Here is a 17,919-nt window from a genome sequence, read left to right on the forward strand (position 1 = left end):
TGAGTCAAAGCAAAGTATAGGCAAAAATCACCCTTTTGTCAAGCTCAGAAACGTTTTTATATTATTCGGCGATTTTCAGTTTTTAGCCCACTTATGGTCAATAATCCGATCCCTAAAATCTGCCAAAAACTAGACCCATCAAATATTAAACATGTCAAAGAAAAACCACAAACAATCACTGCTGGACCAAGTAATTTACCAGCTTTAATTGCTCCAGCAGAATTTATCTTTCCTTGCTCATCTCCCCAAAAGTTTCCCGCTAGCAACCGTAACCACTTTCCACGAAAAAATTGCATACCTAAAATAAGAAATGAGATCCCTAGAAACAATAATAAAATATTCATTTTCTTCACCTAGTATTCTAGTTTCTTGAAAAAATTTTTGCCAATACTCGTGAGAACTGCACCGTAAACAAAGGATAGCACCAACATCAAAATTATAGCATTACCAAAGCCCATTTTTTCGTAGATTTCAGTATAGCTATTGGGAAAAAGTCACGTGATAGTTGCAAAATATTTTGAAATCGTGCTAACTAATACAAAAAATATTCCCAAAACCACAGCTACACTATTGATCGTAAGTAATGATAGGTCTGCCACAACTAGTACACCTACAAAAGTTACTAATATTACCCCTAAAATGCCGACAACTACGTAAGCTATATTATCTGCCCCAACTGGGAAAAAAGTCTTCGAGGTGTAGTCAAACTGAACTAAACGAACATAATAAACAAACATACAGAATAAGAATAAAGATAAAAGATATATCAGATAGACCACACATAAGCTTTGAATTTTAGCGTTAAAAATCTTTTTCTTAGAAATATCTTTATGATAGCCCCGTTTGATCTCATCACGAAAGACAGTAACTACCAAGTAAAAAAGAGCGATCAATGGTAATGCCATTTGATATTGAACACTTAACATCGCTTGAAAAAATTCAATAAAGCTCAATGATCCTTTATCCGCATTTAAATTCATAAAAGCTGATTTAAAAAAAGTTGCCAGCAGTAAGATCAACGGATATGCGCTGAACAATAAAAATATCTTAGCTTCTTTACGCTTGAACACTGTTTTGAATACAGGTTTAAAAATTCCAGTTTTCATGCTCTTTTCCCCCTAGTTTTTAAAATAATCTTTCAATTTATTTTCTTTGACCTCAATGGCTTTAATCAAATTTTTTTCACCTAATTCTGCAAAGATCCGGTTTAAATCAATACTATCTTTTGCAGTAAGCTCTAAAATATTTCCCGGTAAAAGTTTAACTTCTGGCGATTCCAAAAATGAGAGCGTTTTAGTTTCTTTTGTTAAATGAATCAACAACACGTTATTCGTTTGATGGGCAATGCTTTCTTTCAAGCGACCATTTTCGATATAAACATAGCGATTACAAAGTTCTTCTAATTCCCCTAATTGATGACTAGAGATCATCATTGAGATCTCACGCGTTTTGGACCACTTTTTCAAGATTCCGATCAAATTGCCTACTCCGATCGGATCTAAGCCAACAAACGGTTCATCTAGTAGTAAAAATTCTGGTTCAGTCACTAATGCCAATGCTAACGCCATTCGTTGTTTCATGCCAAAAGAAAAATCTCCTGGCTTACGTTTTCTAGCTTGCCATAAACCTACTAACTCTAATGTTTTTTGGATATTATCGCGATACTCGTTTTTATCGTGTAATTCTAAATAAAATACCATGTTTTCTAGCACTGTCAGCTCAGGGTAAAAAACAGTTTCGATCATTATTCCAAAATCTTCTAAGACATTTTCTTTTTTATTGATATCAACACCATTATATTCAATTTTTCCTGTTGTTGGGCGTAATGCCTTAGCGATCAGCTTTAAAAAGGTACTTTTACCAGCACCATTTTTTCCAATAAGTCCAACGATCTCACCTTTTTTAACCGTTAATTCTACATCCTGTAATGAATAAAAATCATTGGCTGGAAATTTTTTAGATAGATTTTCAACAGATAAAGTCATTTTTATCTCCCCACTTTCGTCGCATTATCAGATAGAACAGAAACGCTACTGAAAAGTACAGTATCACTACAAACGCTCCCCAAAAACGCTGTTATTTTATACCCTTCCAATCAAATTTATTGCGTTATTACTTTTTACTTACTAAGCTAAATATAACAGCTAAGCTTAGTTAATTTTTCTTCGGTAAACTATATTCACATGAACAGGAGGGGATATTATGAACTTTGGCGAAACATTAAAACAAATTCGTGAAGCGCGACACTTAAAACAAGCTGACATTGCAAACGGCCTTCTTTCGCGCACTTCCATCTCAAAAATTGAGAATAACAAGCAACATCCTACTTATGATAGTGCCCTTGAACTGATCGCAAATGTTGGTTGAATTTGAATATATTCGCAATGGTTATCGTTATCCAGAAAAGCAATTAATTGTGCATAAATTCACATCAATTGTTCAATCTTCACAATTTAGCGAAATTAATGAAATTTATTCGCTCTGTATCATCTTTTTGAATGCCCAAAAAGATCTAGATGTTCTCCATATCAAAACTATCTTGGAGGGTCTAAATGCGTTTGACAATGGTAACTATCCTGCAGCAAAAGAAAAAACTAGTGTTGTTTGGCAAAGTTTGAAAAAATCGATACTTGGACAAAATTTGACTTATTTTTGCTCAACAATATTCTCTATTTCTTTGATTTAGATATTGCCATCTCAATTGCTCAAATGGCGCTCCAAGCAATCGAGGCTAACTACCCTCACTTACTTCGCTTAAAATCGGCTCTTATCGAAAATTGTAGCTTTTTACTTATCACAAACAATGACTTTTCCCCAAGCAAAAGTTTGGATAAAAAAGAGATTCCCTTATACAAAAATCTCTTTCAATTTGATTCTTTAAACACAGCTTATGCTTTCTTAGCCCTTTGTGAAAAAAATTTTGCAACAGCTGAAAAATACCGTGATATTCTCCAACAGATGGGGGCTCATGTTAGTGCCAATGATGTTGCTAAAGAAATCAATCGAATTCGCTCCCTAGAAAACTAATGTAAAAATAAGCTCTATGAGAATAGCCAAAACTATTTTCATAGAGCTTATTGTAACTTATCTCAATTAACATTAATTAAGGCAACAAATAAAAGTAAGCCTAACAAACACACATCCTTTTTAAACACTCAAAAAAACTGTGTAACGAAACAATATCATTACACAGTAAAGAAAATAGCGCCGTTTTTTACAGCCACTAAAAATTTATTAGGAACGTTGATTTTTACGTTCTTGTCGGCGCGCAATCTTGCGTTTTTGTTGTGCATCACGTTTTAACGCCCGCTTGATCTTGTTCTTATAGCCTGGTTTGCGCTTTTTCTTAGCTTTTTTGACCATCCCGATCATCTTAGGATCAAGACTTGCACTGCGCGTTCTTCTCTTTTGGCGCCGATTGCGGTCATAAGAATCCACGATCTCACCATTTTTCAAGGCTTTTGGTTCAAAGTGAACGCCCATTTGTTCTAGCTCTTCGATTTCTTTTTCTTCATTTGGAGCGTATAAAGTGATCGCGATCCCCTTTAAGTTATTGCGTCCAGTCCGTCCAACACGGTGTACGAAAAATTCAAGGTCTTCTGGCAGATCATCATTGATCACATGTGATACACCTTCAATATCGATCCCGCGAGCAGCTAAATCAGTTGCCACTACATATTGATATTCCAAATTTTGGATCTCACGCATCAAACGTTTACGTTCCCGTGGTTGAACTCCACCGTGGATCTTAGCCACTTTTAAGCCTTGTGCCCGCAAATAATTCGTTAATTCATCGGCACGTTCTTTCGTATTGGCAAAAACTAATGCCAAATATGGTTCACCTAGCGTCAACAATTGATAGATCAATTGATTCTTGTCACGACCCTTAGTCGACAAAAGCCAGTTAGCGATCGTTGGGCTGATAACCGTTTTATTTTCCACCACTTCAACAACCGGATTTGACATATACTTTTGTAAAAATGGCTTTAGTTTTTGGGGAATCGTGGCCGAAAAAACTAACATTTGGAGATCTTTTGGCAAAGCTGAAGCAATTGCGTCAGTTTCTTTTAAAAATCCTAGGTCAAGTGTCATATCGGCTTCATCCACAACTAAATAGTGCGCATTATGCACATCTAAAGCATTTGAACGCATCAAATCTAAGATCCGTCCCGGGGTGCCGATCACGATTTGTGGTTGACGGTGTTTTAATTTTTCAATTTGGCGCATTTTATCGGTCCCACCAACAAAGTTTTGCACCAAGATCTCTTCTGGCGAACATTTTGCAATCTGCTTAGCTGCAGCATAGATCTGATAAGCTAATTCGCGACTAGGTGTGGTGATAACTGCTTGTACTTCATGGTTTGCAGGATCGATCGCATTAAAGATCGGCAACAAAAAGGTATGGGTCTTCCCACTACCTGTTTGTGATTGTCCTACAACACTTTTGCCCTTTTTGATCACTGGGATCAAGCGCTCTTGCACGGGTGTTGGCGTCTTAAAATCGATTTGCGTTAAAGCTTCATCGATAAATGGTTTAAAATTAAAATCTTTAAATGTCTTACTCATAACTTCCTCTATTCTTAGTCACTTGCAGTAGCAGCAATTGCATCCAATTTAGCAAGATAATCAGCTAAATCATCAAGTGAGTGTAAAACTGCCCCACTTGCTAGCGGATGACCGCCACCTTCATATTCTTTAGCTAGTTCATTGATCACAGGTCCCTTAGAACGGATCCGCAAGCGGTATGTTTCATCTTTTTGTTGTACGACCACGGTCCAACATACGACTGAAGAGATCTTCCCCACTAAAGGTACGATTTGGGCAGTTCCGGCATCTTCTAAGTCAAATTGCGTCATGGTCTCATTATCTAGCACAATATAAGCTGCATTATGCGGTGTATACTTAATATTTTCAAGCACATAGGCTGAAAGACGAGCAACTTCTGGGGTCACTTCATCTAAAATTCGGTTGACTTGACTTGCATCAAAATCATATTCCATCAACTTAGCCGCCGCCCGCATTGTTTGAGGAGTCGTTGCGTTATACATAAAACGTCCCGTATCTCCTACGATTCCGGCGTAAAGCATGCGGGCTGCTTTAGCATTTAGTTGTAACTCACCGTTTGAGTTTTCAACTAAACGGGTGATGATCTCAGAACAACTTGAAGCATCACTATCGACCCAACAAATATCACCGTATGGATCATCATTTGGATGATGGTCGATCTTTATGAGATACTTTCCTGTCGTATATCGTTCATCATCAACACGCGGTTGATTAGCCGCATCCGTAACGATCACCAAAGCATCTTGATAAGTCTCATCTGAGATCTCTTGTGGAGTGGCGATCCAGCTTAGGCCTTTGACGTTTTTCCCAACTTGATAGACTTTTTTTGTGGGAAATGTTTCTCTAATGATTTCTGCTAAACCACATTGTGAGCCATAGGCATCTGGATCTGGACGTTGATGGCGATGAATAATGATTGTATCATATTTTTTGATCTGTGCTAAGATTTTTTCTTCAACCTTCATTTTTTGTTTCCTTATCTATTATTATTAACATCTAACATCTTAGTATACCACGTTTCAGTTAATCAAACTTAAATAATGGCAAGCTAATATTTTCAAATTCAAGCGGAGCTAAGTTAGTCACCGTTAATCCGAGTAATCTCACCTCTAAATCACTAGCAAATGTGATTTCATCTAATAATTCTTGGGCGTAATAAACTAGTAGATCAACGTCATTTGCTAAAAAATCTGGTTTGGTCACACGTTTAGTCACGGTTTCAAAAGTTGTCGTTCTGAGCTTTAAAACTAAAGTCTTACCGTGTTTTTGCTTGGTATTTAGTTCACTTACTAACCGCTTGGCCAAACGAAATAATTCATCGCTGACTTCTTGTTCACTTAGCAAAGATTTGATAAAAGTCCGCTCTGTGCCAATTGATTTGCGCTCTTTTAATTCTACTGGGCGCTCATCGATCCCCCGAACTCGTTGGTATAATACGGTCCCTATCTTACCAAATTTTTCGTATAAATAGCGTTCCGACTTTTCATAGAGATCACGACCAGTTTTGATCCCTAAAGCATGCATCTTAGGGGCCGTTTTCTTTCCGACTCCCCGAAATTTCTCGATCGGTAGTGGAAATAAGAAAGCTTGAACTTCACTTTTTCTAACTAAAGTCGTCCCCACCGGTTTACAAAAATCAGAAGCCAACTTAGCTAAAAACTTATTATAAGAGATCCCAACTGAACAAGTTAATTGTGTCTTGGCATAAATTTCTTGTTGTAGTAGATGTGCCGTCAAGGTAGCTGAACCTAAGCCTTTTTTATCCGCGGTAATATCCAAATAGGCTTCATCAAAAGCAATGGGTTCAACTAAATCAGAAAATTCTGCAAAAATTTCGTGGATCTGGCGTGAAATCCGACGATACTTTTCAAAATCAGGGGTCACAAAGACTGCTTTAGGGCATAACTTTAGCGCCTTTTGTGCATTTTGGGCAGAATGGATCCCATATTTGCGGGCCTCATAATTAGCGGTTGCCACCACACCATGCCCCCCATTTTTTCGTGGATCACGGGCGATCACCACCGGCTTATCCCGTAGTGTCGGTTCATCTCGCATTTCGATCGAAGCATAAAAGCAATCCATATCCACATGTAATATTTTTCGCTCCATAAGCTAAAACCTTTCTTTGCCATAGCAACTAAAGGGCTGTGACATCCATCACAGCCCTTTAGTATATTTAGTTAAATATCCAGTAGTTACCGTCTTTTGCTAGCAATTCATCCGAAATTTGTGGTCCCATCGTTCCACAAGAATAGTTAGGGAAATAATCTACTGGTAGTCCTTCTTCATCCCAAGCTTTTCTGATCGCATCTAAGAATTTCCAAGAATATTTCAATTCATCCCAATGCGTAAAGTTGACTGAATTACCTTGTAAAACGTTTAAGATCAAACTTTCATAAGCTTCAGGAACTCGTGCCGCTTGTTCTTTAGTTAAACTATTTTTTAGTTCCGTCTTTTTGGTAGCATATTCTTGACCAATCTTTTTCGTATTTAAGCTCAATGCGATCCCTGGATCTGGTTCAACATTGATCGTTAAAATATTATCGGCTAAAGCTTGTTCACCATAGATCGAACCTTTGTCTTGTTTAAAGACGATATCGATCCGGGTTGCTTTAGTTGCCATCCGCTTACCAGTTCTGATATAGATCGGCACACCTGCCATCTCTTTATTATTAACTTCAAGTTTTCCGGCAACAAAAGTTTCGGTCATCGAATCAGGTTCGATTAGATTTTCTTCGCGGTAAGCCGGCATATCTTTGCCTTCACCGTATTGTCCTCTGACAAAGTTAGCCTTGACTTCTTCAGGTGAATAAACTTTTAACGCCTTAAAAGTCTCAACTTTCTTTTGCCGGACATCTTTAGCACAATAACTTGCGGGCCGATCCATCACCAACAAGGCAACGATCTGCAAGATGTGATTTTGCACCATATCACGTAAAGCGCCGGCTGTATCATAATAGCCACCACGTTCTTCGACCCCAAGCGACTCACTTAAAGTCACTTGGATATTACTGATCATTTTATTGTTCCAGATCGCACTTAAAATGCTATTACTAAACCGCAAAGCCATGATATTTTGAATCATTTCTTTACCAAGATAATGATCGATGCGGAAAACATCTTCTTCTGAGAAATACTTGCTGATCTCATCATCAAGCTCTTTAGCACTTTGATAATCACGACCAAATGGTTTTTCAATGATTACGCGATTATAGCCGTCTGTATCGGCCAAGCCTTCTGATTTCAAGTACTTACTGATCGTCCCAAAGAAACGAGGCGACATCGCTAAGTAGTACAAACGATTACCAGCTAATTCATATTTTGCATCAAGTTTGTCAGCTAGTGCTTTTAAAGTTTCATAGTGCTCGACATCGTTGACGTTATGTGACTGGTAGTAAAAATGACTTGCAAACTCATTGATCTTGGTTTGCGAATCGACCATGCCATCGATCGAAGATTTAACTACATCACGATAGTAATCGTTTGTCCAAGGGCGACGTGCCGTACCGATCACAGCAAAGTGCTTCTTTAAATAGCCACGCTTATAGAGATTAAATAAGGCTGGATAAAGTTTTCTTTGGGCCAGATCACCGGTCCCACCGAAAATAACAAACAGCGCTTTTTTCTCTTTTTTCACCAAATTAAGCACCACTTTCATTTTTTAGTATACTTACGTTTTATTTTACTAATTAGCTTTAAGTTTAACAAGTATCTTGTTTAACAAAAAAACGCCTAGGAAAAATTCCTAAAGCGCCCTTATCCCTTTAAATCAAATGTACCCCTTTATCAACGTAAATAACATCACCGATCACACCAGTCGCAAGATCACTCATCAAAAAGGCACACATGCCCCCAACTTCTCGGATCGTAACTGCCTTTTGATCAACTGTCCGTTCCTTTGAGATCTCCAAAAGATCTGAGTGACCCTTGATCCCCGTTACGGCCAATGTTTTGATCGCTCCGGCTGAGATCGCATTGACTCTGATGCCAAATTTACCTAAATCTCGTGCCAAATAACGCACGGTCGACTCCAATGCTGCTTTAGCGATCCCCATCGTATTATAGCTTGGGATCGCCCGGGTTGAACCCATGTAAGTCAAGGTAACTAAACTAGCAGGATCATTTAGCAATTCTAATCTAGTCACTTCTTTTCCTACCGCTAAAAGCGAATACGCTGAAATATCCATTGCCGTCTTAAAACCTTCTCTAGTCGCATTGGTAATCTCACCATCGAGTTCTTCTTTGGGCGCATAGGCGATCGCATGAACGATCCCGTCTAATTTTCCATAGCGTTTTTTTAGTTCTTCAAAGGTTTTAGCAATGCTTTCATCGCTTGAAACATCACATTCAAGCAACGCATCTTCATCACCAGTCAACTTAAGTAAACTTTTTTTTAAGCGTTCATTTTGATAGGTGTAGATCAATTTCGCACCTTGTTCTTGCATGACTTGGGCACATCCCCAAGCAATCGAACGGCGATTAGCAACACCCATTACTAAAATCGTTTTATTTGCTAATAAATCTCCCATACATCCAAATCCCTTACTTTAAAATTTGCGAAAACGCTCATAGCGCTTTGCCATTAATTCAGCGAGCGGTTCATTTTCTAAGTTGGCTAATTCACGCCGTAAAACCGCTCTGATCGCCGCTAAAGTCTTAGTATGATCTGCATCTTCTGCGATCACACCTTCGATTGCCCCTTGCTTTAATAAAGCAGTCGGCGTTAATTGCATCACTTCAGCAGCTTCGTCTGCGCGCTTACTATCTTTCCACAAAATAGAGGCAAAACCTTCAGGCGATAAGACCGTATACATGCTGTTTTCTAACATATAGACGCGATCACCACACGCCATTGCTAACGCACCACCACTACCCGCTTCACCAAAAATGATCGTGATAAATGGTACTTTAATTTGCCCTAACTCTAACAGGCAACGGGCAATTGCTTCACCTTGGCCACGTTCTTCGGCGGTCCGTCCAGGATAAGCCCCGGCGGTATTGACAAATGCCAATAATGGTCGCCCAAATTTTTCGGCCTGTTTAGCTAAACGCAAAACCTTGCGATAGCCTGCCGGTTCGGGTGAACCAAAATGCTTAGCGACTCGCTGTTTTGGCGTTTTACCTTTATCAGTGGCAACGACAGTTACTTGACGTCCTTCAAAATACGCTAACCCACCTACGATCGCAGCATCATCTGCACTTACACGATCACCATGTAATTCAAAAAAATCAGTAAATAAATTAGTAATAAGTTCTGGCGTAGTGATTTTTTGTTCTGAGCGCGCTGCTGCAACGATTTGTGCCGCCGTTTTATTCTGTGACATCTGTCTTGCCACCCCCTTGATGGAATTTTAATAATCGTGCTAAGTATTTTTTTTGCTCATGGCGCTTAACGATCGCATCAACAAAGCCGTTTTTTAGCACTGTTTCTGCACTTTGCAAGTCATCAGGGATCTTTTGATGGATCGTCTGTTCAATCACACGTTTTCCGGCAAAACCGATCATCGCATGTGGTTCGGCCAAGATTAAATCCCCCTGCATGGCAAAACTAGCCGTAACACCACCAGTAGTCGGATCGGTCAAAACTGAAATATACAACAGACCCTTGGCCGAATGGGCAGCAACCGCGTTAGAAACTTTGACCATCTGCATCAAAGAATTGATTCCTTCTTGCATCCGCGCCCCACCAGAAGCGGTAAATACAATGACTGGTAAAGAAAGCTTGGTTGCTTTTTCAAACAAACGCGTCAATTTTTCCCCGGTAATTTTTCCTAAAGAACCCATAATAAAATACGGATCCATGATCGCTAAAGCACATTTTTGCCCTGAAATAGTTGCGATTCCAGTCAAAATGGAATCATTTAGTTCTGTTTTTTGCTTAGCTGCGGTCAATTTAGTTTGGTATCCCGGAAAATTCAACGGATCATCGGTGTCTAACTGGGAATCTAACTCTTCAAAAGAATCAACTAACCACGTTAAACGTTCTCGTGCTTTGATCCGAAAGCCATAAAAGCATTGGGGACATTCATGAAAGAGTCCTACATCTTCGTGAAAAATTTCATAACCACACTTAGGACAAGCGATCCACAACCCAGCAGGTACTTTTTGTTCGGCGGCTTTATTTGCTTTTACTTGTTTATTTTGTAAAGTATTTGCTTCCTCAAATAGTTTCATTTGACCTTTCCTTCTTCCATTTAGGGAGTAATACCCGTTCCAAATAATCGGTCGTAAACGTACCTTCTAAAAATTTCTGATCTTCTAAGATCGTTAAATAGAAGTTTTGATTTGTCTTGATACCCGAGATCACCATTTCTTCTAAGAGACGCTTAAGTTTTTCAATTGCTTCATGGCGGTTTTCACCTAAAACGATCACCTTAGCGATCATCGAATCATAGTAAGGAGAGATCTTTACCCCGGCATACAGATCTGAATCGATCCGCATCCCTAAATTGCCAACTGGAAAGTAAAGATAATCTACTTTTCCCACTGAAGGTGCAAAGTTTTTCGCCGGATCTTCAGCATTGATCCGGCACTCGATCGCCGTTCCTAATAGCTTGATATCTTTTTGCTTAAACGGCAGATCTTCACCAGAAGCAACTCTAACTTGTGCTTTGACTAGATCGACTCCGGTTGCCATCTCAGTAACCGTATGTTCCACTTGGATCCGTGTGTTCATTTCCATAAAATAAAATTTATGGTCTTGATCCATTAAAAATTCAATGGTTCCCGTGTTACGATAATCGATCGCATTGGCAGCTTTTACTGCCAGTTCACCTAAATATTTGCGCTGATCAGCCGTGATCACTGCACAAGGGCTTTCTTCGATCATTTTTTGCTTATTCCGTTGTAAAGAACAATCACGTTCGGGGAAATAGACCGTATTACCTGCATCATCACGGAAAATTTGCACTTCAATGTGTTTTACATTTTCCATGATCTTTTCCAAATACATCCGCTCATCACCAAATGAGATCAACGCTTCATGGCGAGCTTCATTAAAAGCATTTTCCAGCTCATTTTCATTATTGACCCGTCTGATCCCTTTTCCGCCACCACCGGCAGCAGCCTTTAATAAGACCGGATAACCAACTTTTTGCGCAACTTTTTTTGCTTCATTAGCATCCGCCAAAAAGCCAGTACTTCCTGGAATAACAGGAATATTATTTTTTTGCATTTGGATCCGGGCGTTTGCCTTATTTCCCATTAACTCGATCGTTTCGTGCCGTGGTCCGATAAAAACTAGCCCACAAGCCTCACAAAGTTCAACAAAACGACTATTTTCAGATAAAAAGCCAAAGCCTGGATGAATCGCTTGTGCTCCTGTCAAAACTGCGGTTGCTAAAATATTTTTCATATGTAAATATGAATCTTTTGGCTTAGCTGAGCCGACACAAACGGCTTGATCAGCCAATTGAACATGCAAACTTTCTCGATCTTCCGTGGAGTAAATTGCGACCGACTTGATTCCTAACTCCTTTAAAGAGCGAATAATTCGGACCGCGATCTCTCCACGATTAGCTACCAATACTTTCGAAAACATCGTACCTACCTCTTCTATCCGATCATAAAAGTTAGTTCGGCTTGACAGATCGTTTTGCCAGCGACCACCGCTTTGGCTTGACCGCTACCGATACTACTCTTTATTTTCTCTAACTGAACTTCTAATTCTAAAACATCACCTGGATGAACTGGCGCAAAGAATTCAGCGGTCTTAATGCCACCAAAATACGCGGTCTTTCCTTTAAATTGTGGCAACGAAAGCAAGGCACAGGCGCCAGTTTGTGCTAATGATTCAATGATCAAAGGCTCAGGTAAGATCGGTTCACTTGCTTGTGTTGCAAACAATTCTTCATGTTCAGTTACACAACGCAATGCTCGTGCACTTTTACCTGGTTCTAATTCTTCCACTCGATCTATCAACAAAAATGGATAGCGATGTGGGATCAATGCTTTGATCTGTGCACTATTTAATTTCATTTTTACATCCCCGCTACTTTGAATAATGGTTGATCAAATTCAACTAGATCTTCATTTTCAACCAAAATTTCAGTGATAACGCCATCGCGATCACTTTTGATCTCTGTCATCATCTTCATTGCTTCAATAATGCACACGACATCACCTTTGTGCACTTTAGAACCAACTGTAACGTATGGATCTGCCCCTGGTTTTGGTTGTAAAAAGACACTTCCGACCATTGGTGATTTGATCGACTCCGCAGCTGTCTTGTCATCAGCAGGAACTTGATCACTAGCCGTATCATTAGTTGCAACCGAAACCGCTGGCTGATCTACCGTTTGTTCTTTAAACGGAAATGGGGTCTCATTTTTACTTAAATGAATATGAAAACCCTCGGTGGTGATTTCTAATTCACGCATTTCAGATTGTTTAAAATCATTCATTAATCTTTCAATATCGTTAAAATCCAACTTACTCACCGCTATATAAAATCTAAGCTTATGCAGAAAAAAATTCCACATAGTGAAAAAGAAATATAGCTTTTCCTTTCTTAAATTTATTTGCTACTGTTCGCCAGTAGCGTAAATAGATCAACTAAATCAAAATTTAGTTCATTTTATTGAACATTTTGTCATTCAAAATAAGTATCGCTAAAACTCCATTACCTCTATTATAGCTAACATTTAGCAAAAAGCGCTAAACAATAACTAAAATAAGGCCTACTTACTCATGTTCATCCCATTTTTTAAAGGCTAACACTGCATTATGTCCGCCAAATCCTAATGAATTGCTGAGAGCATAACGCGCAGTTGGAACAGTTGCATTGTCTTTGGTTACTATTTTGATCTCACATTCACTATCTTTAGTTTCCATTCCTATATTAACAGGAAGCTGACCATTTTGTAAGCTAGCAACGACCGCAATTGCTTCGATCGCACCGGCTGCGCCTAATAAATGCCCTGTCATTGCTTTAGTACTACTTACTAAAACATCACTGTCCTTACCAAAAACTTGATTGATAGCTTTGGATTCTGCTGCATCATTGGCCTTGGTCGAAGTCCCATGAGCATTGATATAAGAAACTTCAGCCGGCGTGATTTTTGCTTCTTTTAATGCCAAACGCATGGCATCTGCTGCGCCAGTCCCATTTGGATCTGGCGCAGTAATATGAAATGCATCACAATTACTACCATAACCAACGATTTCGCCTAGAATCGTGGCATTACGCTTTTTAGCATGCTCCAAACTTTCTAAAACAAGTGCCCCACTACCTTCGCCCATCACAAAACCAGAACGATTTTCAGCAAATGGCACGGATGCTTTAGCAGGATCAGTCTCACTTGAAAGTGCATTTAACGCTGCAAATCCAGCGATCCCGATCTCATTGACAGAAGCCTCTGAACCCCCAGTGACCATGACTTTTGCGCGGTTCTCTTTGATCTGGCGATACGCTTCACCGATCGAATTAGTTCCTGAAGCACACGCAGTTACGATTGAAGTACAAATATTTTTGGCTCCGATCCGCATGGCAATATTTCCCGCTGCCATATTAACGATCGAAGTAGGCACAAACATCGGCGAAACGCGTTTAGGCCCTTTTTCATGCATCTTTATTACTTGTTCTTGAATCGTAGTCAAACCACCGATCCCTGAACTAAAGATCACGCCTAATTCTTTTGGATCAGTATTTTCAGGGGTGATCTGCGCTTGTTCTAATGCTTGTAGTGCACTATCGACCGCATATTGTGAAAAGAGATCCATCCGCTTAGCTACTTTTTTGCCAACTCGCAAGGATGGGTCAAAATCCTTAACTTCTCCTGCGTTAGTGATCCCTGTTTTCGTTGCATCAAATTTTGTGATCGGTGCGATCCCTAAATCTCCCCGAAACAAACCTTCAATGTATTTTGTTGTACTATTTCCGATCGGTGTTACTGCACCCATCCCAGTAATTACAACTCTTGTCATTTAAACACCTCATAACTCTGTTAAAAAGATAGGCCCCCATCGACTGTTAGGACTTGGCCGGTTATATAATCGTTTTCAGCTAAAAAGATTGCTGCATGTGCGATTTCTTCTGGGGTTCCAAAACGCTTAAGTAATATTTTTTCACTGATGCTATCTTTTACTTTTGCACTCAATTCTTTCGTCATATCACTGGCGATCATTCCCGGTGCGATCGCATTACAGCGCACATTACGTAAGGCTCCTTCTTTTGCAGTCGTTTTGGTAAGACCGATGATTCCGGCCTTACTTGCAGCATAATTCGCTTGGCCGGCATTACCATGCAAGCCAACGACCGAAGAAATGTTAATGATCACCCCTTGCCGCTTTTTGCACATCTTTTTTAAAAATGCTTTGGTCATCCGGAAAGTCCCGGTCAAATTAACATTGATCACTTGTTCAAACGAAGCTTCATCCATGCCGATCAATAGTTTATCCGCGGTGATTCCCGCATTATTAACTAAAACGTCAATATTTCCCATTTTTTCAGTCGCTTCTTTGACCATTTTCAAGACATCTGCTTCATTAGAAATATCACCTAAAACAACTTCACAAGTTACTCCTTGTGCTTTGATGTCGGCGATCAATTCTTCACTGACCTTTGTCCGTCCATTTAAGACAACATTGGCGCCTTTTTTAGCAAATTCAAGCGCGATCTGAGCGCCAATTCCTCTTGAAGATCCTGAAACAAAGACATTTTTTCCTGTTAAATTCATTCCTGCTCCCTCAATTCAGCCAACGTTTTGCGGTAACGTTCAAGTGTATCAACTTGATAACGCGGAATACTGCGCTCAATTTGCCGTGCAAATTTACTTAAAGTATTCCCCGGACCGATCTCAAGTAAAAGATCCGGTTGTTTGGTCTCAAGCGTTTGCGTTAAACATTTTGCAAAGTGCGTTGGTTCGATAACTTGTTTTGGTAAAATAGATGCCAGATTTTCAGCTGTAAAAGGCTCAACTGTCGTATTGCTAAAGATCGTAAATGCAGGATCTTTAAACTTTATCTGCGTAACTTCTTTGGCCAATTGCGCTTTAGAAGTTGCAAATAGCGGAGTGTGAAATGCTCCCGCCACATTTAATTTGACTACTTTTTTACCTTGGACGGCTAATTTAGTGGTCAAACGTTCTACTGTAGCAACATGTCCACCCAAAACGACTTGCTTAGGTGAATTATAATTAGCGATCTGAACGATTTCTTGTTCATTACTACATTGCTGACATAATTTGTTAAGCTCTGTTAAATCTGGTTTTAAAACGGCTACAAGTGCTCCCTGCTGAGTTTTTGCTTCAGCTTGCATAAACTTTGCGCGCTTTGTAACTAGTGCGAGTCCTTCTGGCACAAAAAGAGCTCCACTAGCGATCAAAGCTGGATATTCTCCCAGAGATAACCCTACTGCACCAACGATCTCAAGCTCAAAATCTTGAGTCAGCATTTGAAAAAGAGCTACTTCAAAAGCCGTTAGCGCTGGTTGCAATTCCAAAGTCGTTGCTGTTTGACAATTTTTAAAGACTTCAAGTAACGAAAGCTTAGTTAATTCTGATGCTTGATCGATCATTTCTTTAAACCTTGGATCAGCTTGGTAGAAATCTATCCCCATCCCATCAACTTGTGAGCCTTGACCGCTAAATAAAATGACCGCTCGTTTCATTTATGCCTCCGCTTAATCAGCTGCAGCTACTTGCGTTGCCACATGATTTACTACATCTTGGATCGTCTTAATACTTTCGTCTGCTTCAAGTTGAATGTCTAATTCATCTTCTAACTCATTCATGATTTCAAACACATCTAAGCTGTCTGCTTCAAGATCTTCTTTGATATCAGCAGTTAAGACCACTTCTTGTGGTTCAATATCTAATTGTTCACTTACGATTTCTTGTACCTTGTTTAAAATTTCTTCTTTTGTCATGTTAATATCCTCCAAAAATTATTAATATTTCAAAATTATGGTTCCTAAAGTCAGGCCACCACCAAAACCGCTAAATGCGATAATTTGTCCACGTACCACCAATCCTTGTGTTACCAGTTCATCTAATAATAATGGAATACTAGCTGCCGAAGTATTACCGTATCTCTCAATATTTGTAGGAAATTTGGCTAAAGGTAAATCCATCTTTTTAGCAACACTTTGGATGATGCGTGCATTTGCTTGATGTAATAAAAATAAATCGACCTGTTCAGGTTTGATCCGTGCATCAAAACAAGCCCGTTTTAAAGACTCAGGAACTTGTCTTGTTGCAAAATTATAAACTTCACGACCATCCATCTTAAAGGCAGACCGTAAAGTTTTGGAGCTTTGCGGGGGAAATTCAGCTAATGCTTGATCTGTTCCCGCAGTCAGCTTCTCACAACTCTCACCAAAAGTTTTGATATCAGAGCCTAAGACTCCACTCCCAGAATCATTAGCTGTTAATAAAACACCCGCTGCTCCATCACCAAATAAAACAGCAGTCGTACGGTCGTTCCAATCAATCAACTTTGACAGGACTTCGCCACCAATAACCATCACATTTTTGATTTTTTCGTCTTTCAAAAAATTTGTGGCTGTTTTTAAAGCATATACAAAGCCAGAACAAGCAGCTGAAATATCAAAGGCAAAAGCATTTGTCGCTTGAATATTACCTTGAACGATAGCTGCGGTCGCTGGAGTATTGCTATCTGGTGACATAGTCGCAACAATGATCAAATCGAGCTGATCAGCTGTAAGCTTGCCTTTGGCCAACAACTTTGTCGCTACTTTAGTACAAAGTTGCGCTGTATTTTCCGCTAGGCTGATCCGTCTTTCCTTGATGCCCGTCCGTGTCTTGATCCATTCATCAGACGTTTCCATGATCAAAGCCAAATCATCGTTAGTCACGCGTTGTGCTGGTAAAGCACTTGCTGTCGCAATGACCTTTAATTTTTCCATTACCACACTTCCACTTTACTTTAAGAATGTTCACTTAAAAAGTTTTCTAAATTTTTGATCGCTTTTTCGATCACCTGAAGTTCTTCGGGAGTGGTATCTTTTAAGAATCCTTCGACCATTTTATGATGAAAAGCATCATGTGCCCGATACATCAGGCGCCCTTTTTTAGTTAAACCAAGGCGTATCACCCGCCGATCGTCATTACCACGAATTCGTTCAACATAGCCTTTTTTCACTAAACGGTCGATCGTAGCGGTCAAAGAGCCTGGCGTTAAATGTAACTCACGCGCTACTTCTGAAGCAGTTTTATGGTTGTACATCGAAATTGCATTGATTGCATGCATTTCTTTGATCGTTAAATCATTAAAACGGCTCTTTTTCAACTCTTTTTCCTCGATCCACAAAATACCACTATAGATCTGAACCAAAGCGTCATTAATGTATCTACTTGTCTTATCCATAAATTATCCCGCCTTAATATTTTGGTT

Annotated in this window: 21 protein-coding genes; 2 read left to right on the plus strand and 19 right to left on the minus strand. The window is 39.5% G+C overall.

The features are described 5' to 3' along the window. Positions 1 to 56: 56 nt before the first annotated feature. From FC32_RS09925 to FC32_RS09935, 3 genes are all read right to left on the minus strand, one after another. The gene (locus FC32_RS09925) at positions 57 to 344 is read right to left on the minus strand and encodes a hypothetical protein (RefSeq protein WP_056957426.1); all 288 of its coding nucleotides are present in this window, start codon (positions 342 to 344) and stop codon (positions 57 to 59) included. A 150-nt stretch (positions 345 to 494) separates the two neighbouring features. Then, entirely contained in the window at positions 495 to 1,106 is a 612-nt protein-coding gene (locus FC32_RS09930; protein WP_025086789.1) for a hypothetical protein, read from the minus strand. A gap of 12 nt (positions 1,107 to 1,118) precedes the next feature. Continuing rightward, a complete protein-coding gene (locus tag FC32_RS09935; protein ID WP_025086788.1) occupies positions 1,119 to 1,985 on the minus strand; it encodes an ABC transporter ATP-binding protein in 867 nt (288 codons plus the stop codon). A gap of 217 nt (positions 1,986 to 2,202) precedes the next feature. On the opposite strand from FC32_RS09935, the gene FC32_RS10470 reads away from it, so the two are divergent. Continuing rightward, on the plus strand, positions 2,203 to 2,367 hold the full coding sequence (locus FC32_RS10470) for a helix-turn-helix domain-containing protein (RefSeq protein WP_081780046.1): 165 nt from the start codon (positions 2,203 to 2,205) through the stop codon (positions 2,365 to 2,367). A gap of 237 nt (positions 2,368 to 2,604) precedes the next feature. Beyond that, on the plus strand, positions 2,605 to 3,027 hold the full coding sequence (locus tag FC32_RS09940; protein ID WP_025086787.1) for an Rgg family transcriptional regulator: 423 nt from the start codon (positions 2,605 to 2,607) through the stop codon (positions 3,025 to 3,027). 207 nt (positions 3,028 to 3,234) lie between these two features. Here the strand turns inward: FC32_RS09940 and FC32_RS09945 are convergent, their stop codons facing one another. The 16 genes from FC32_RS09945 to FC32_RS10020 form a co-directional block, all read right to left on the minus strand. Continuing rightward, entirely contained in the window at positions 3,235 to 4,566 is a 1,332-nt protein-coding gene (locus FC32_RS09945) for a DEAD/DEAH box helicase (RefSeq protein ID WP_025086786.1), read from the minus strand. Between the two features lie 14 nt (positions 4,567 to 4,580). After that, positions 4,581 to 5,531 carry a DHH family phosphoesterase gene (locus FC32_RS09950; RefSeq protein ID WP_035459628.1) on the minus strand — a complete coding sequence of 317 codons (951 nt, stop codon included), beginning with the start codon at positions 5,529 to 5,531 and terminating at the stop codon, positions 4,581 to 4,583. A 58-nt stretch (positions 5,532 to 5,589) separates the two neighbouring features. Continuing rightward, positions 5,590 to 6,675: a DNA polymerase IV gene (dinB, locus tag FC32_RS09955; RefSeq protein ID WP_025086785.1), complete on the minus strand. Its 1,086-nt coding sequence runs from the start codon at positions 6,673 to 6,675 to the stop codon at positions 5,590 to 5,592. Positions 6,676 to 6,742: 67 nt separating this feature from the next. Then, positions 6,743 to 8,224: a glucose-6-phosphate dehydrogenase gene (zwf, locus tag FC32_RS09960; RefSeq protein WP_035459625.1), complete on the minus strand. Its 1,482-nt coding sequence runs from the start codon at positions 8,222 to 8,224 to the stop codon at positions 6,743 to 6,745. 106 nt (positions 8,225 to 8,330) lie between these two features. After that, positions 8,331 to 9,095 (minus strand): enoyl-ACP reductase FabI, encoded by a 765-nt coding sequence (gene fabI / locus FC32_RS09965; protein ID WP_025086783.1) that lies wholly within the window; start codon positions 9,093 to 9,095, stop codon positions 8,331 to 8,333. Positions 9,096 to 9,113: 18 nt separating this feature from the next. After that, positions 9,114 to 9,890 carry an acetyl-CoA carboxylase carboxyltransferase subunit alpha gene (accA, locus tag FC32_RS09970; RefSeq protein WP_035459623.1) on the minus strand — a complete coding sequence of 259 codons (777 nt, stop codon included), beginning with the start codon at positions 9,888 to 9,890 and terminating at the stop codon, positions 9,114 to 9,116. Then, positions 9,877 to 10,740 (minus strand): acetyl-CoA carboxylase, carboxyltransferase subunit beta, encoded by an 864-nt coding sequence (gene accD / locus FC32_RS09975; protein ID WP_025086781.1) that lies wholly within the window; start codon positions 10,738 to 10,740, stop codon positions 9,877 to 9,879. Before accD ends, accA begins: the two co-directional genes overlap by 14 nt. Then, the gene (accC, locus tag FC32_RS09980) at positions 10,727 to 12,106 is read right to left on the minus strand and encodes an acetyl-CoA carboxylase biotin carboxylase subunit (RefSeq protein ID WP_025086780.1); all 1,380 of its coding nucleotides are present in this window, start codon (positions 12,104 to 12,106) and stop codon (positions 10,727 to 10,729) included. The genes accD and accC overlap by 14 nt, the downstream gene beginning before the upstream one ends. Before the next feature lie 14 nt (positions 12,107 to 12,120). Then, entirely contained in the window at positions 12,121 to 12,543 is a 423-nt protein-coding gene (gene fabZ / locus FC32_RS09985; RefSeq protein ID WP_025086779.1) for a 3-hydroxyacyl-ACP dehydratase FabZ, read from the minus strand. Positions 12,544 to 12,545: 2 nt separating this feature from the next. Beyond that, positions 12,546 to 12,995 carry an acetyl-CoA carboxylase biotin carboxyl carrier protein gene (gene accB, locus FC32_RS09990; protein WP_025086778.1) on the minus strand — a complete coding sequence of 150 codons (450 nt, stop codon included), beginning with the start codon at positions 12,993 to 12,995 and terminating at the stop codon, positions 12,546 to 12,548. 253 nt (positions 12,996 to 13,248) lie between these two features. After that, the gene (gene fabF, locus FC32_RS09995; RefSeq protein ID WP_025086777.1) at positions 13,249 to 14,490 is read right to left on the minus strand and encodes a beta-ketoacyl-ACP synthase II; all 1,242 of its coding nucleotides are present in this window, start codon (positions 14,488 to 14,490) and stop codon (positions 13,249 to 13,251) included. Between the two features lie 20 nt (positions 14,491 to 14,510). Further along, the gene (gene fabG / locus FC32_RS10000) at positions 14,511 to 15,242 is read right to left on the minus strand and encodes a 3-oxoacyl-[acyl-carrier-protein] reductase (RefSeq protein ID WP_025086776.1); all 732 of its coding nucleotides are present in this window, start codon (positions 15,240 to 15,242) and stop codon (positions 14,511 to 14,513) included. Then, positions 15,239 to 16,174 carry an ACP S-malonyltransferase gene (locus tag FC32_RS10005; RefSeq protein ID WP_025086775.1) on the minus strand — a complete coding sequence of 312 codons (936 nt, stop codon included), beginning with the start codon at positions 16,172 to 16,174 and terminating at the stop codon, positions 15,239 to 15,241. The genes fabG and FC32_RS10005 overlap by 4 nt, the downstream gene beginning before the upstream one ends. 12 nt (positions 16,175 to 16,186) lie before the next feature. Further along, positions 16,187 to 16,432 carry an acyl carrier protein gene (locus FC32_RS10010; protein ID WP_025086774.1) on the minus strand — a complete coding sequence of 82 codons (246 nt, stop codon included), beginning with the start codon at positions 16,430 to 16,432 and terminating at the stop codon, positions 16,187 to 16,189. Positions 16,433 to 16,453: 21 nt separating this feature from the next. Then, on the minus strand, positions 16,454 to 17,431 hold the full coding sequence (locus tag FC32_RS10015) for a beta-ketoacyl-ACP synthase III (RefSeq protein WP_025086773.1): 978 nt from the start codon (positions 17,429 to 17,431) through the stop codon (positions 16,454 to 16,456). A gap of 20 nt (positions 17,432 to 17,451) precedes the next feature. Next, positions 17,452 to 17,892: a MarR family winged helix-turn-helix transcriptional regulator gene (locus FC32_RS10020; RefSeq protein WP_025086772.1), complete on the minus strand. Its 441-nt coding sequence runs from the start codon at positions 17,890 to 17,892 to the stop codon at positions 17,452 to 17,454. Between the last annotated feature and the right edge of the window lie 27 nt (positions 17,893 to 17,919).

It is taken from the genome of Ligilactobacillus apodemi DSM 16634 = JCM 16172 (assembly GCF_001434405.1).
In the GTDB taxonomy this organism is placed as follows: Bacteria; Bacillota; Bacilli; order Lactobacillales; family Lactobacillaceae; genus Ligilactobacillus; species Ligilactobacillus apodemi.